Genomic DNA, 13,275 nt, shown 5'->3' on the forward strand with positions numbered 1-13,275 from the left:
CAGGACGGCGATCCGGTCGAGAGGGCTTTGCCGTGGGTGCGGGGGGTGTGACGCGTGCGTCCGACAGGGGGCGACCGCCCGGATGTCAGACGCCGGGGCGGTCGCGCTCGGCGACGTCGAGGACGAATTCCGTCCAAGCCCCGGTGGAGAATCCGAGGTTCGTACGGGCGACGTCCTTCGAGTCCCGGACGCGAACCAGGAGGTGCTCCTGCACCTTGACCTCTACGCAGTCGCCATTGACGGCCGAGTACGAGGACTTGGTCCATTCCGCCAGCGCGTCGTGCCGAAACAGCATCGTGACTCCGATGGTTGTGCCAGTGGGGTGAGTGATGTGCGCTCCAGCCGCTGGAACAGCGGCTCTGCGCCGACGCTACGCCGCAACATCAGGAGCGACGGGACGCGTTCACTCATTCGGGTGGCATATTCCATTGAGGTCTTTGCGGTGGTGGCGTGGTGATGTACCTTGCCCGTTCCTCGATCTGGGCTACTTCGCCTGCAGTTCCCCGGCCACGCGCAGGATGAACTCCCGCGACTGCTCGGCACTCAACGCCTTCGCCCTGAGGTGCTCGTACATCACCGCGTAGCTCTGGACGTCGATCGCCTTCTCCAGGTAGAGGTCGCTGGTGACGCCCTCCAGGTAGACGACGCTGGCGTCCATGGCCTCCTGGAACTCCAGGATGGCGAACTTCCCGTACATCCCGGGGTGGGCGCCGACGTCGTACGGCAGCACCTGGATCGTCACGTGCGGCTTCTCGCTCAGCTCGGCGAGGAGCCGCAGCTGATCGGCCATGATCTTCGCGTCGCCGACGACGCGGCGCAGCAGGGCCTCGTCGATGACGGCCCAGAATCGCAGCGGGTTGACCGGATCGGAGAGACGGTCCTGCCGCTTCAGCCGGATCTGGATGCGCTTGTCGATCTCGCTGGGCGTGGCCTCCGGCCACATGCCCTCGATCACCGCCTGCGCGTACTCCTGCGTCTGCAGCAGACCGGGAACGATGAGCGACTCGTAGACGCGCAACGACGCCGCGTCCGTCTCCAGACCGATGTAGACGCTGTACGGGATGTCGCCGAAGGCGTGCCACCAGCCCTGCTGGCGCGAGTCCTTGGCCATCTGCATGAGGGATTCGACCATGCGCTCGTCCTCGACCTCGTACACGCCGCACAGGTCGCGGACGTCACGCTGGCTGATGGAACGACGGCCGTTCTCCAGCCGGCTGATCTTGGACTGGGAGACGAGGAGGCGCTCGGCGACCTGCTCGGCCGTCATGTTCTTCGCCTCCCGGAGCTTGCGCAGCTCCTGGCCCAATCGGCGTCGCCTGACGGTGGGGTTGACGTTGGACGCCACGGAAACTGCACCTCCGGCTGTCTGCTGCGTAGCTGTGAGTACCTAACGCTTGGCAGACTGCCACCAAAGACGCGGTGTGCGCTGGGAAATGACAACAACGTGTGCGCCCGCGAACATCACGGTTCGACGCGCGCGCGTGCGGGGCGGCCGTCCTGACCGCCCCGCACGCTTGTGCGGCTCCCGGGATGGTTCGTATGCCCGGTGGGTGTGCTCAGTGCGCCGCCGCGCGGGCCATTCCGCCGCGCGGCTGTGCCGGAACGCCCTGGGCGCTTCGGCGCGGTTGCGCCCCCGCGCCGTTCTGGACGTCCATCACGGCGTGCGCCACGAGTCCGCCCATCGGGTCGTGCCGGATCAGGTCGCGCAGCCGGGACCGCGACGACCTTCCTTCGTTGCCGGGGTAGAGGTGCTTCCCGAGACCGACCGCATGGGCCAGCGCGGCAAGCGCCGCGGTCCGCGGGTCCGGCGGTACGCCGGTGCGGATCGCACTGTCCAGCCGGGCACGGATCTCCCGACTGATCGCCGTGTCCGTCGCCTGGTAGCGAGTCGTCGGCAACACCCCGCACATCTGGCCCTCCACGGCATGCACCATGCCGCATCGCTCCAGATGCGAGAGATACGTCTGACGGAGCCCCAGTCGGGGCCCGCCTATCCAGTGGACGGCCCGGACCGGGCTGCCGCGCCTGCGCAGCAGCTCCAGTGCGGAGTCCAGTGTCGGATCTCCGGTCGGCCGTGGCATCACCACGGCGATACGATCCCCGTCAGGGGCTATCCGGCCTGCCAGTGCCAGCTCCACTAGCTGTGCTCCGGCCAGGCCGAGGTCGAGCGACTGCGGCTGCGCTGTGGTACCCGTGGTCGGGTCCAGAGCGAGCAGCAGAAGCTCCTCCGGAATGGTTCTGCGGCTCCTGCCCATCCATGCCTCCCCGCGTGGATGAATGACAGGGTGACCCCTCTCACATTCATCTGTCGAGAGCACCCGAGTGGTTCATCCGGGAACCGGTAGGTATGTCGTTCTCGTCTAGCACGGGGGCCAAGGGGTTCACACAGGACACTGGTACACGGTTCGGACGTACGCATGACGCATGGAGGAGGCACGGTGGCGGGCGAGTCCCCCGACAAGGCGGAGCAGCAGGGGTCGTCGGACACGGCGGCGGCCTCGGGCGGGGGCGGCCGGGATCCGCGGCTTTCCGTGCTCCGGGAGTCAGAGCCCTCGCCGGCTTCGGCCCCGGCCTCGTCGGAGCCCTCGGACACGCCGGTACGGGTCGACCAGCCGACCGCCGTCTTCAAGAACCTGGTCCCGCGCACGTCGGGGGACGACGACCCGAAGGGGGCCGCCGAGCCGGAGTCGGATGCGGAGGCGGAGTCCAAGTCCGAGCCGAAGCCGGAGCCCGGGGCGGATGCGCGGACGGAGTCCGGAGCGGAGTCGGGGTCCGAGCCGGAGCCGGAGAGCGAGCGGCTCAAGGCGGCCGTGGCGGCGTGGGTCGCCACGGCGGCGGAGGAGCCCGGGAAGGCCCCGGAGGAGCCCGCCGAGCCCGAGGAGGCCCCGGAGGCCGCCACGACCGCCGAGACCGCTGACGAGCCCGAGGCCGACGGCGAGCCCGAGTCGGGCGAGGAGCCCGTGGACGGTGCCGTGGACGCGGGCGAGCCGGACGAGGAGGCCGCCGGGCCCGCCGAGCCCGTGAAGGCCGACGCGTCCGCCGAGGACGCCGAGGACACCGAGGACGCCGAAGACGCCCCCGAGGAGTCCAAGGGCGAGGCGCCCGTCGACTCCTGGTTCGCCGCCCGGAAGCCGTCCGCCGGTACGACGCCCGAGCCGGAGAGGGCCCCGGAGCCCGCCGAGGACTCGAAGGACCCGAAGGAATCCAAGGGTTCCAAGGGTTCCAAGGGTTCCTCGGCCTCCGGAAGCGCCGAGGACGTCGAAGACGCCGAGGGCGCCGAGGACGTCGACGACCCCTCCAAGGACGAGAAGCCCGTCGACCAGCCGACGGCCATGTTCAAGATGATCCGGCCGCCGGTGGACCAGCCGACGACCGCCCTGAAGCTTCCGGCCGGTCCGGCGGGCGCCGGTGCCCGCGTGGACCCCGACAGCGAGCGCACCAGCACCTTCCTGCCGCTGCGGCCCGACATCCCGGCCGAGCGGAAGGCGCCCGAGGCCGAGGCCGCCGCCGAAGCCGCCGAAGCAGCCGCGCCCGCCGCGCCCGCGCCCGCCCCCGCCCCGCCGGCGCTCGCCGAGCCGGAGCGGACCCGGCAGCAGCCGCTGCCGCCGCTCCCTCCGCTCGACCTGCTCGCCGAGCTGACGAACACCCCGCCCCCGCCGCCGAGCCCGCTGCGGACGACCCTGCGCCGGGTCCGGATCTGGACCCCGCTGGTCCTGCTCCTCCTGATCGTCTTCGCGATCGCGCAGATGGTCCGCCCGCTGCCCGCGCCCGCCCTGAAGCTCTCCGCCGCGCCGGCCTTCACCTTCGAGGGCGGCGCGCTGAAGATGCCGTGGCCCGGCGAGGGGCAGGGCGCCGTCGAGGTCGAGGGCGTCGGCTCCATGGGCACGTACGGGCCGCAGAAGCCGGCCCCGATCGCCTCCGTCACCAAGACGATGACGGCGTACGTGATCCTCCGCGACCACCCGCTCAAGGGGAAGCAGACCGGCCCCGAGATCGAGATCGACAAGAAGGCCGCCGACCAGGGCAAGGCGGAGCACGAGTCGACCGCGGCGGTCGAGGAGGGCCAGACCTACTCGCAGAAGGAGCTGCTCCAGCTCCTGATGATCCCCTCCGCCAACAACGTGGCCCGGCTGCTCGCCCGCTGGGACGCCGGTTCCGAGGCCGCGTTCGTCGAGAAGATGAACGCCGCCGCCAAGGACCTGGGCATGACCCAGTCCACGTACACGGACCCGTCCGGCCTGCTCGACAGCACGGTCTCGACCCCGCAGGACCAGCTGAAGCTGGCGAAGGCGGTCATGCAGTACGACGTGTTCCGCGAGATCGTGAACATGCCGAACGTAACCGTCGAGGGCATCCCCGGGCGGATCGAGAACAACAACAACATCCTGCTGAAGCCGGGTGTGGGCGGCATCAAGACCGGTTCCTCCACCCCGGCCGGCGGCAACCTGCTCTGGTCGGCGAACACCGTCGTCGACGGTGAGAACCGCCGGGTCCTCGGCATCGTGATGGGCGCCAAGAACGCCAAGTACCTGGGCCAGAAGCTCCAGCTCTCCATCGACTACAGCTACGAGCTGATCAAGCAGGCGCAGAAGGACGTGACCTCGGCCCCCGTGGTCCGCAAGGGCCAGGTCCTCGGCTACGTCGACGACGGCCTCGGCGGCAAGACCCCGGTCGTCGCCACCAAGGAGCTCAAGGCGGTCGGCTGGCCGGGCCTGGAGGTGAAGCTGGAGCTCACCGACGGCGGCAAGGCCGTTCCGCACAGCGGCAAGGCGGGCGACGTCGTCGGCCAGGTGTCGATCGGCACGGGCACGGGCAGGGTCAGTTCCCCGGTGGCCCTCCAGGCCGACCTGGCGGAGCCGGGCTTCGACAAGAAGCTGACCCGCGTGGGCTGACCGCCCGGAACGGACGGCGACGCGGAACGACCGCGCGCACAGCGGCGCGGAACGGAAGCACGGAACGGCGGCGGGTGGCCGGGAAGCACCCGCCCGGCCGGACGCCCCGGTTCTCCGGGGCGTCCTGCTGTTAGCGTTTCCGGGGGACGAGAAGCGCGCGTGGACCCCCGCGCGGAGCGAGACGGGACGTACGGGAAAGGGCCGCAGTGACCACCGCCGAGCCGACACGCGCCGACCGCGCGGATTCCTCCCCGCCCGACCCGCTCCCCGGTCCCTCCGTCTCCTCCGAGTCGTCCTCCGGACCCTCCACGGGGTCGTCCTCCGGCTCTTCCGCGGGGTCGTTCTCCGGCTCCTCCACGGGCGCGGAGCCCGGCGCCGCCGGCACCCGCACCGACCCCGGCCCGGCCGCTGGAGCCCCCCTCGCCGCCGCCGGACCCGCGACCCCTTCGCTCTCGCGAATACCGCTTCCGGCGCAGCGGCCCGCCCCGGAAGCGATCGTTCCGGCCCGGCGGCGGAAGCGCCGCCACACCGTCATGGTGGCCACCGGGCTTGCCGCCCTCACCCACGTCCTCTGGTTCTTCCTCTTCGCGAACAGCGGCGGGGACCTGGCCGCGCAGGACGCGTGGGCCGAGTTCGTCGGACGGCACCCGGACTCCGCGTACAACCTCGCCTGGTACGGCGGGATGCACCCGGTCTCGTACAGCGTCGTCTCGCCGTACCTGATGTCGGTGCTCGGCGTCCGCACCACGATGATGATCACCGGGACCCTGTCGGCCGCGCTGACCGCGCTGATCCTGGTGCGGGTGCGGGCGGTCCGCAATCCGATGGCCTGCGCGGTCGCGGGCGTCTTCGCCTTCCTCTGCAACGCCCTGTCGGGCCGGGTGACCTTCGGCCTCGGCATGCTGTTCGCGGTCGGCGCGGTCGCCGCCGTCTTCTGCTGGCCGCACCGCTGGCGCCGCAAGCGCTGGGCCAAGGCGGTGGTCGCCGCCCCGCTCGCCGGGCTCGCGACCGCGTGCAGCCCGGTCGCCGGGCTCTTCCTCGGGGTGGCGGCGGCGGCGCTCTTCCTCAACAAGCGGCGCCCCGGCGCGTACGCCCTCGGTCTCGCCCCGGTGGTCGTGGTCGCCCTCTCCTCCTGGCTCTTCCCCTTCTCGGGCACGCAGCCGATGGCCTTCGGCTCGGCCGCGCTGCCGATGATCTTCGGGATCCTGATCTTCCTCCTGGTGCCGAAGGACTGGCGGACGGTCCGCACCGCCGCCGCCGTGTACACGGTGGGCACCTTCCTGACCTGGGCGATCGACTCCCAGATCGGCTCGAACATCTCGCGGCTCCCGATGCTCTTCGCCGGGGTCGTGCTGCTCGCCGCCCTGCCGTACACCGCGCCGCGCTCGCGCCGCTGGTACGCGCTGCTGCTCGCCTTCGCGGGGCTGAACTTCTGGATCGGCTTCAAGGGCGTCGACGACATCATCCGCACCGCCCCGGACGCCTCCTGGGCGCGCGAGCTGGCGCCGCTGGTCAACCAGCTCCAGGTGCGGGGTGCGGGCAAGGCGCGCGTCGAGGTCGTGCCGGCCTCCAGCCACCGCGAGTCCTCCGCGCTCAGCCCGTACATCAACCTGGCGCGGGGCTGGAACCGGCAGGCCGACATGGAGCGCAACCCGCTCTTCTACGACGACACCCTCAACGCCGTGAACTACCAGGACTGGCTCGACCGCTGGGCCGTCCACTTCGTGGTCCTGCCGACCGGCGCCCCCGACTCCGGCGCCGAGCGGGAGGCGGAGCTGGTCGACAAGGGCCTGCCGTACCTGGAGCAGGTCTGGTCGGACGAGAACTGGCGCCTGTACGAGGTCGCGGACCCGACCCCGCTGGCGGAGCCGCCCGCCCGGGTCGAGAGCGTGGCGGCGAACGAGGTCGTGATCCGGGTCGGCAGCCCCGGCCGGGTCCTCATCCGCGTGCCGTACTCGCCGTGGCTCGCCCTCATGGACGAGAACGGCGGCAAGATCGCGCCTCCGCAGGAGACCGAGGAGTCGAAGGCGGCCCGCGAGGAGTCGGAGACCGAACTCCCCAAGGTCTTCGCCAACGAGGAGGGCTGCCTCTTCCGGACGGAGGCGGACGCGCAGGGCGACGAGTGGACCGAGCTGGTCGCGCCGAAGGCGGGCGTCTACCGCCTGGGCTCCCCGTACAACTTCTCCCGGGGCACGGCCTGCCCGGAGGAGCTGCGCTGAGCCGCCGGTAGACCCGGGCCTCCGGGGCACGGCCTGCCCGGAGGAGCTGCGCTGAGCCGCCCGTAGACCCGGGCCTCCTTTCGGCCACGTCTCCGGACACCCCCGCAGGGCCCCCGACCGCCTCCACCGAGTCGCGGAAACGGACATCCCGGACAAGGATGTCGGTGCGTGGACCGTGGCGCCCCGCACGGCGCCTTCTGGAGGTGGACAGGGATGTCCGAGCTCATCGTCATCGGCTACGACGAACCCGCCGAGGCCGAGCGGGCCCTCGGCACGGTGCAGGACCTGCAACGGGACCACGTCGTGCGCCTGAACGGGCTCGCGACGGTCTCGGTCGACACCGACGGGCGCACCCACGTCGACACCTCCAGCCGCGTCGTCGCCTCCACCGCCGCCACGGGCGCCCTGTGGGGAGCGATCTTCGGGATCCTGTTCCTGCTGCCCGGCGTCGGGCTCGTGACGGGCGCGGCCCTGGGCGGCCTGGTCGGCAGGCTCGCCAAGTCGGGCGTCGACGACCGCTTCCGCGAGCAGGTGGGCGATCTGCTGAAGCCGGGCTCGGCGGCGGTCGTGATCATGGCCTCGAAGATCACGGACGACAAGTTCACGACGGCGATGCAGCCGCACGGCGGCACGCTCCTGAAGACCTCGCTCAGCGACGAGGACGAGCGGGAACTGTCCGAACAGCTCACGGGCCCGATCGGCCCGGACGGCCCGGGCCCCGTCCACGTCCCCGACGCGGCCCCGTAGACCGGGATCCCGCCGCGCCGCGACCCACACGGACCCGGGCCCCGTCCCGTACGTGCGCGGGGACCCGCCCCGGCACACACGCGGGGCCTCGTCCCGGCACACACGCGGGGGCCCGTCCCGTACCCCCGCGGCCCCCGGCCCCACCCCCTCCCACCCCCACCCCCACCCGAAAGGCCCCCCATGCACCCCGCGCTCAGCACCGACGCGCTCGCCAAGCTGCGCCGGCCCCGCCCGTACCCCGCCGTGTCGCTCGTGATGCCGACGCACCGCCGCGAACCGGACAGCTCCCAGGACCCCGTACGGCTGCGCAACCTCCTCGCGCGGGCCGAGAAGGCCCTGGAGGAGGATCCGGCCGTGACGCGGGAGCGGCGCGCGGACGTCCTCGACCAGCTGGAACGGGCCGCCGCCGAGATCGACCTCGTGCACGCGGAGGACGGCCTGGTGGTCTTCGTGGCGCCCGGCGAGCACCAGGTGTGGACGGTGGCCCGGGAGGTGCCGGAGCGGGTGGTCCTCGCGGACACCTTCCTCACCCGCAACCTCGTCGCCGCGCAGGCCGCCGAACGCCCGTACTGGGCGCTGACCGTGGCCGCCGACCGGGTCTCGCTGTGGAGCGGCGGGCCGGAGCGGACCGTCGAGCACACGGGGGACGGCTTCCCGTTCACGCGGAGCCTGGAGCCCCAGGACGTGGAGCGCGAGGAGCGCGTCGGGGACGTGCCGAGCACCTTCCAGGACGAGGACACGCGCGCCTTCTTCCGCGACGCGCACCAGGCGCTGCGGGCCGTCCTCGCCTCCGAGCCGCGTCCGCTGTACGTGGTCGGCGAGGCGCCCGCCGTCTCCCTCCTGGAGGAGACCGGAGCCCTGCCGCAGGGGACGACCCCGGTCCGGCAGGGCGGCCTGGGGCACGGGCCCGCAGAGGCCGTGCGGAAGGCGGTGGAGCCGCTGACCGCGGCCCACGAGGCGGCCCTGACGACCACCGTCCTGGCCGAGCTGGACGCGGCCCGGGGCCGGCGGGAGTACGCGGGCGGCCTCGACGAGGTGTGGCGGGCGGCGAAGGAGGGCCGGATCCACCTGCTCGCCGTCGAGGAGCACTACCGGACGGTCGTACGGGACTACGGCGACCACCTGGAACCGGCGGAGGCCTCCGACCTCGACGCCCGCGACGACATCGTGGACGAGATCGTCGAACAGGCCCTGGAGACCGGGGCGGAGGTGCGGTTCGTGCGGGACGACTCCCTGGCCGACGCCGCCCGCGTCGCCGCCGTACTGCGCTACTGACCCCCGGAGGCCTCATGAACACCGCACCACCGTCCCGCACCGCCGCCGGAAGGCGGCTCCGCACCCGGGCGGCGGGCGCCGCCGTCGCCGTCGTCGTCACCGCGCTCGGCGCGGCCGGCCTCGTCTCCTGCGACTCGGGCGGGGACGAGGGGGGCTCCCCGACGTTCAGCGACGCGCCCACGGCCCCCGACACGGCCTCGTTCTCCGGCGGCGCCCCCTCCGCCCTCGCCTCGGCGGCGGAGTCGGCGGCCTCCGCCGCGCGCGAGTCGGCGTCGTCGGCGGCGGCCTCGGCGTCCGCGCGGGAGTCCGAACGGGCGTCGTCGATCGGCGCCGAGACGGAACGTTCCCGCAAGCAGGCCGAGAACGCGCTGAAGGGCGTGCAGGGCCGGGGGAACGCCCTGAACGAGGTCGCAATGACGGGCAAGCCGAGGGCCGAGACGAACAACCTGCTCACCGTGGTCGTCACCATCACCAACAAGACGGACGAGGAGGCGTCCTACGCGGCCCAGGTCGACTTCCTCGACCCGTCGGGGAAGGTGGTCGAGACGCAGTTCGTCGGGGCCGAGGACCTCGCGCCGGGCGAGCGGGAACAGCCCCTGGTCATCAGCAGGCGGCCGGCCGAACCGGTGCTGACGCCGAGACTCACCAAGGCGCAGAGGTACTGAGCCGCCACCGCCCCCCGTACGGAGGAGACCCGCATGTCCGAACTCATCGTCATCGGCTACGACGACCACGCCGTGGCCCGCAAGGCCTTCAAGGCGGTCCAGCAGCTCCGCGACGACCACGTGGTCGAGCTGAAGGGCCTCGCCGTCGTCCGGGTCGACCAGGACGGCGAAACCCATGTGGACACCCCGGCGAAGACCGAGGAGATCGCACTCTCGGCCACGGCCGGAGCGCTCTGGGGCCTGGTCCTCGGCATGATCGTCCTCACCCCCGGCATCGGTGTGGTGGGCGCGGCCCTGGGCGGCCTCATCGGCAAGCTGAACCAGATGGGCGTCGACCGCGGCTTCCGCCAGAAGGTCAGCGACCTCCTCGCCCCGGGTTCGGCCGCCGTCGTGATCATGGCCTCCAAGATCACGGAGGACCGCTTCGCCGCCGCGATGGAGCCCTTCGGCGGCGCCGTACTGAAGACCTCCCTCTCGGAGCAGAGCGAACGGGAGCTCTCGGAGCAGCTGACGGGGGAGGGGCCGGAGACGGCCTGACGTACTGTCGCCCGGCCCGGTCGCGCGGAAGACCGGGCCGCGGGACGGGGCGCGGCAGGGCTGCCGCTCCCGGACCGATCGCCACCTTGTCCGCATGACCTCGCAGGACGACCGCCGGTTCCCCGTCGCGCTCGCCGCCGCCATGACGGTCCGGCTCGACCGCTTCGGCCGGGACGGCGTGAACTTCGAGCTCTGCGAGTCCTTGACGTCATCATGGCGCTGCGCCGCTGAACTTTCCTCGACGGCCGTGGGCATCAGAAGGGGCCACCTCCGAAAATCCGGAGGTGGCCCCTTCTGAACTGGTGCCCCCGGCAGGATTCGAACCTGCGACACCCGCTTTAGGAGAGCGGTGCTCTATCCCCTGAGCTACGAAGGCGGGGATCCGTCGTGCCTTCCCGGGATGGGCCCGGAGGTCGACCGACCGCTGACAGCGTAGCGGATGGGGGTCGTGGAGGTCGCCCCCGTTCGTGCGGGCGTGGGGGGAAGGGGTGTCACCTGGGGTTTCCGGTGGGGGTGGGCTGCCCGAGGCGTGCGGGTTCGGGTGTGTGATCCTGCCGGGGGACGCCCTGTTCGCGTTCTTTCCGTCGGTCGAGAGTGTGCCCGTGAACTTCCTTCTTGTGCTGGTGTGCGGTCTTCTCGCCGGAGGAGTGCCGGTTCTCTGGGCGGCGGTGCGGACCCGGGCCCTTCGGCGGGCCGTTCTCGGGGGGCGGGCCGTCGGGGTCCCGGCCGAGGTGGCCTGGCGGTCGGGCGGTGACGCTCCGGCCGTGCGGGGGGATCTCTGGCTGCCCGGCCGGGCCGGCCTTCCGGCCCACTTCGTCTCCGAGGACTTCGCCGTCCTCGCGGTCCCCTGGGGCGGGCGCGTCAAGGACGTCGTACCGCTCGGCACGGGCGGGTTCCGGCGGCAGTCGTTCGTGCGCCGCGGTGTCGTGGTGTACGAGGTGCCGGGCGCCGGGGACGTCCTCACGATCACCGTCGACCGGCCGGCCGTCGAGGTCGTCACCGGGGCCCTCACCGCCCGGGACGACACGGGCGAGGGCGACGGGCTTCGGGTCGCCCGGTGGCATCGTGTCCGCGTGCCCCACCTCGCCGCCCTCCTGCTCGGCGGCGCGTTCGTCCTGGGGCTCGTCGGCGTCCACACCTTCGGCCTGGGGCGCGAGGTCACCGCCGAGGTGACCGGCGCGCGGGACGGCATGTGCCGGGTGGTCTGGCAGGACCCCTGGGACCCGTCCCTCACCCGGCACGCGCGCGTGGACTGCTACGAGGGTGAGAAGGCCGGGGACCCGCTGCGGATCAGCGCCCGGCCCTGGCCGGTGCGCGGCGAGGCGGCCGACCTGGACGTCCTGCACCTGACGGTCTTCGGCGCCTCCGCCTTGGGCCTCGCCGGAGCGGCGGGCGTCCTCGCCGCGTCGCGGACCGGCGCGCGCCGGCTGCGGCTGCTCCGGGAGCACCTGCGGCACGGCGGCGGGCCCGCACCGGCCCGTCCGGCGCGCCGGGTGGCGGTGCCCTGGTGGAGCTGGGCCGCCGGAGCGCTCGGCCTCGCCGGCCTGGGCCTGCTGGCGCTGGCGTACGGGTTCGGACAGCCGGTGCGCGCCGAGGTCACCGCCACCACCGCGTACGGCTGCGCGGTCGCCTGGGCCGATCCGTGGGACGGGAGCCGGTACACCGCCGAGGTCGACTGCGACGGGGTGTCCCGCGGGGACGTCCTGGAGATCAGTGCCCTGCCGTGGCCCCTGCGCGGCGAGGCGTTCGACCGGGACTTCACCCCGGTCGCCCTCGGGATCCTCACCGCCGTCGTCCTCGGCGCCGCCCTCCTGGGGGCCGTTCTGCGCTCCCGCCGGGCGCGCCGGGCCCGGCCCCTCGTCCCCGTGAGCGTTTTCCGGGACGGGGACGAGGGCGGGGCCGGGGCCGAAGTCGGGGACGTGATCGTGGCCGACACCGCCGACACCGCCGACGTGCTCGACCGGTCCCGGCTCGCCGCCGTGGCCCGGCTGCTCCACGAGAGGAAGGACCTCGGGGGCGGCGGCAAGGAGCTCCGACCGGAGCCCGACCCCGGCACCGGGCCCTGGTGGCGTTCGCCCGTGTTGCGCCGCATCGTCCTCGCGTCGGGCGTCGCCTGGGGCGCCCTGGTCGCCCTCGCCGCCGCCGCGCTGTGGTCGGGATGGTGGTGGGGGACGGCCTACCAGCAGGCCACGGGCCGCACGGAGCGGGCGACCGCCACGGTCCAGTACCTCCACGAGGAGTTCGCGCTGGAGCCCTGGCTGCTGCCCGGCGCGGTGGAGGTCCGCTTCGACGTGCCGGACGGCCGCCGGATCGTGACGGACGTCCAGTACGGGGGCTCCGCCCCGGCCGAGGGGACGACCGTCGAGGTCGAGTACGCCGTCGACGGGCCGTCCGCCGCCCGGATCGCGGGCGACCCCGGCCTCGGTCGCGGCCTGTGGGTGAGCGGCGCGGTCGTGGTCGTGGCGCTCGCCCGCCTGGTGTGGTGCGCGGTCTCCACCGGGCGGGTCCTGCACCGGCTGCTGCGCGCGGTGCGGCAGGGGCGGGGGCGGGACTTCGACTACCTCCTCCTCCCGCCGTCCGGCGAGGAGCCCGGGGACACGACGTTCCTCCTGGTCCTCTTCGAGCCGGGGGCGGAGCGGCCGACGGCGGTCATGGACACGCTGCCGGCGGCGGCCTCCCTGCCCCCGGAAGGGACCCTGGAGATACGGAGCCTCCCGGAGGACCCCGCCTTCGCCGTCGCCTGGACCGGAGGGCGACCGGTCTGGCCCGGCGGCCCGTTGGTCCTCCTGGCGGAGAACGGGGACGAGGAGGAGTCCCTCCGGCGGTACGTGACCGACCTCGTCCCGTCCGGCATCGTGCTCGATGTCCCGTCCGCCCTCGGTTGACCTCCCGAACCGCCGCCGCCTAGCGTCTGACCTCCCGGACCGGGGCCGCCCGGCG

General features: G+C 73.0%; 11 protein-coding genes and 1 tRNA gene. 8 read left to right on the top strand and 4 right to left on the bottom strand.

Features of this window, described 5'->3' with window-relative positions:
• Nucleotides 1–85 precede the first annotated feature (85 nt).
• The 3 genes from ACWGSR_RS14565 to ACWGSR_RS14575 form a co-directional block, all read right to left on the bottom strand.
• Nucleotides 86–295: a DUF397 domain-containing protein gene (locus tag ACWGSR_RS14565; RefSeq protein ID WP_453566553.1), complete on the bottom strand. Its 210-nt coding sequence runs from the start codon at nucleotides 293–295 to the stop codon at nucleotides 86–88.
• A 189-nt stretch (nucleotides 296–484) separates the two neighbouring features.
• Nucleotides 485–1,345: a helix-turn-helix domain-containing protein gene (locus ACWGSR_RS14570; RefSeq protein ID WP_383155157.1), complete on the bottom strand. Its 861-nt coding sequence runs from the start codon at nucleotides 1,343–1,345 to the stop codon at nucleotides 485–487.
• A gap of 211 nt (nucleotides 1,346–1,556) precedes the next feature.
• Complete coding sequence (locus ACWGSR_RS14575) at nucleotides 1,557–2,255, bottom strand: GOLPH3/VPS74 family protein (RefSeq protein WP_030219076.1); 699 nt, start codon at nucleotides 2,253–2,255, stop codon at nucleotides 1,557–1,559.
• Between the two features lie 162 nt (nucleotides 2,256–2,417).
• Between ACWGSR_RS14575 and ACWGSR_RS14580 the strand changes: the two genes are divergently transcribed.
• The 7 genes from ACWGSR_RS14580 (at nucleotide 2,418) to ACWGSR_RS14610 (ending at nucleotide 10,633) form a co-directional block, all read left to right on the top strand.
• Nucleotides 2,418–4,892 carry a serine hydrolase gene (locus ACWGSR_RS14580; RefSeq protein ID WP_453566556.1) on the top strand — a complete coding sequence of 825 codons (2,475 nt, stop codon included), beginning with the start codon at nucleotides 2,418–2,420 and terminating at the stop codon, nucleotides 4,890–4,892.
• A gap of 206 nt (nucleotides 4,893–5,098) precedes the next feature.
• Nucleotides 5,099–7,111 (top strand): MFS transporter, encoded by a 2,013-nt coding sequence (locus ACWGSR_RS14585; RefSeq protein ID WP_453566558.1) that lies wholly within the window; start codon nucleotides 5,099–5,101, stop codon nucleotides 7,109–7,111.
• Between the two features lie 213 nt (nucleotides 7,112–7,324).
• Nucleotides 7,325–7,858 (top strand): DUF1269 domain-containing protein, encoded by a 534-nt coding sequence (locus tag ACWGSR_RS14590; protein WP_453566560.1) that lies wholly within the window; start codon nucleotides 7,325–7,327, stop codon nucleotides 7,856–7,858.
• Nucleotides 7,859–8,038: 180 nt separating this feature from the next.
• Complete coding sequence (locus ACWGSR_RS14595) at nucleotides 8,039–9,133, top strand: baeRF3 domain-containing protein (RefSeq protein ID WP_376240389.1); 1,095 nt, start codon at nucleotides 8,039–8,041, stop codon at nucleotides 9,131–9,133.
• A 14-nt stretch (nucleotides 9,134–9,147) separates the two neighbouring features.
• The gene (locus tag ACWGSR_RS14600) at nucleotides 9,148–9,798 is read left to right on the top strand and encodes a hypothetical protein (RefSeq protein WP_453566562.1); all 651 of its coding nucleotides are present in this window, start codon (nucleotides 9,148–9,150) and stop codon (nucleotides 9,796–9,798) included.
• 33 nt (nucleotides 9,799–9,831) lie between these two features.
• Nucleotides 9,832–10,335 (top strand): DUF1269 domain-containing protein, encoded by a 504-nt coding sequence (locus tag ACWGSR_RS14605; protein WP_376240384.1) that lies wholly within the window; start codon nucleotides 9,832–9,834, stop codon nucleotides 10,333–10,335.
• A gap of 94 nt (nucleotides 10,336–10,429) precedes the next feature.
• On the top strand, nucleotides 10,430–10,633 hold the full coding sequence (locus ACWGSR_RS14610) for a hypothetical protein (RefSeq protein ID WP_453566564.1): 204 nt from the start codon (nucleotides 10,430–10,432) through the stop codon (nucleotides 10,631–10,633).
• A 2-nt stretch (nucleotides 10,634–10,635) separates the two neighbouring features.
• Here ACWGSR_RS14610 and ACWGSR_RS14615 read toward each other — a convergent pair.
• Nucleotides 10,636–10,711 (bottom strand) — tRNA-Arg (locus tag ACWGSR_RS14615).
• 388 nt (nucleotides 10,712–11,099) lie between these two features.
• Between ACWGSR_RS14615 and ACWGSR_RS14620 the strand changes: the two genes are divergently transcribed.
• Nucleotides 11,100–13,220 (top strand): hypothetical protein, encoded by a 2,121-nt coding sequence (locus ACWGSR_RS14620; protein ID WP_453566566.1) that lies wholly within the window; start codon nucleotides 11,100–11,102, stop codon nucleotides 13,218–13,220.
• Nucleotides 13,221–13,275: the final 55 nt, after the last annotated feature.

The sequence above is a fragment of the Streptomyces sp. NPDC055632 genome, from assembly GCF_053618675.1.

What these genes read in the sequence shown, in the direction of transcription:
- ACWGSR_RS14575 (WP_030219076.1), bottom strand. Translation starts at nt 2,255, where the DNA reads ATGGGCAGGAGCCGCAGAACCATTCCGGAGGAGCTTCTGCTGCTCGCT.
- ACWGSR_RS14590 (WP_453566560.1), top strand. Translation starts at nt 7,325, where the DNA reads ATGTCCGAGCTCATCGTCATCGGCTACGACGAACCCGCCGAGGCCGAG.
- ACWGSR_RS14605 (WP_376240384.1), top strand. Translation starts at nt 9,832, where the DNA reads ATGTCCGAACTCATCGTCATCGGCTACGACGACCACGCCGTGGCCCGC.
- ACWGSR_RS14595 (WP_376240389.1), top strand. Translation starts at nt 8,039, where the DNA reads ATGCACCCCGCGCTCAGCACCGACGCGCTCGCCAAGCTGCGCCGGCCC.
- ACWGSR_RS14565 (WP_453566553.1), bottom strand. Translation starts at nt 295, where the DNA reads ATGCTGTTTCGGCACGACGCGCTGGCGGAATGGACCAAGTCCTCGTAC.
- ACWGSR_RS14610 (WP_453566564.1), top strand. Translation starts at nt 10,430, where the DNA reads ATGACCTCGCAGGACGACCGCCGGTTCCCCGTCGCGCTCGCCGCCGCC.
- ACWGSR_RS14580 (WP_453566556.1), top strand. Translation starts at nt 2,418, where the DNA reads ATGACGCATGGAGGAGGCACGGTGGCGGGCGAGTCCCCCGACAAGGCG.
- ACWGSR_RS14600 (WP_453566562.1), top strand. Translation starts at nt 9,148, where the DNA reads ATGAACACCGCACCACCGTCCCGCACCGCCGCCGGAAGGCGGCTCCGC.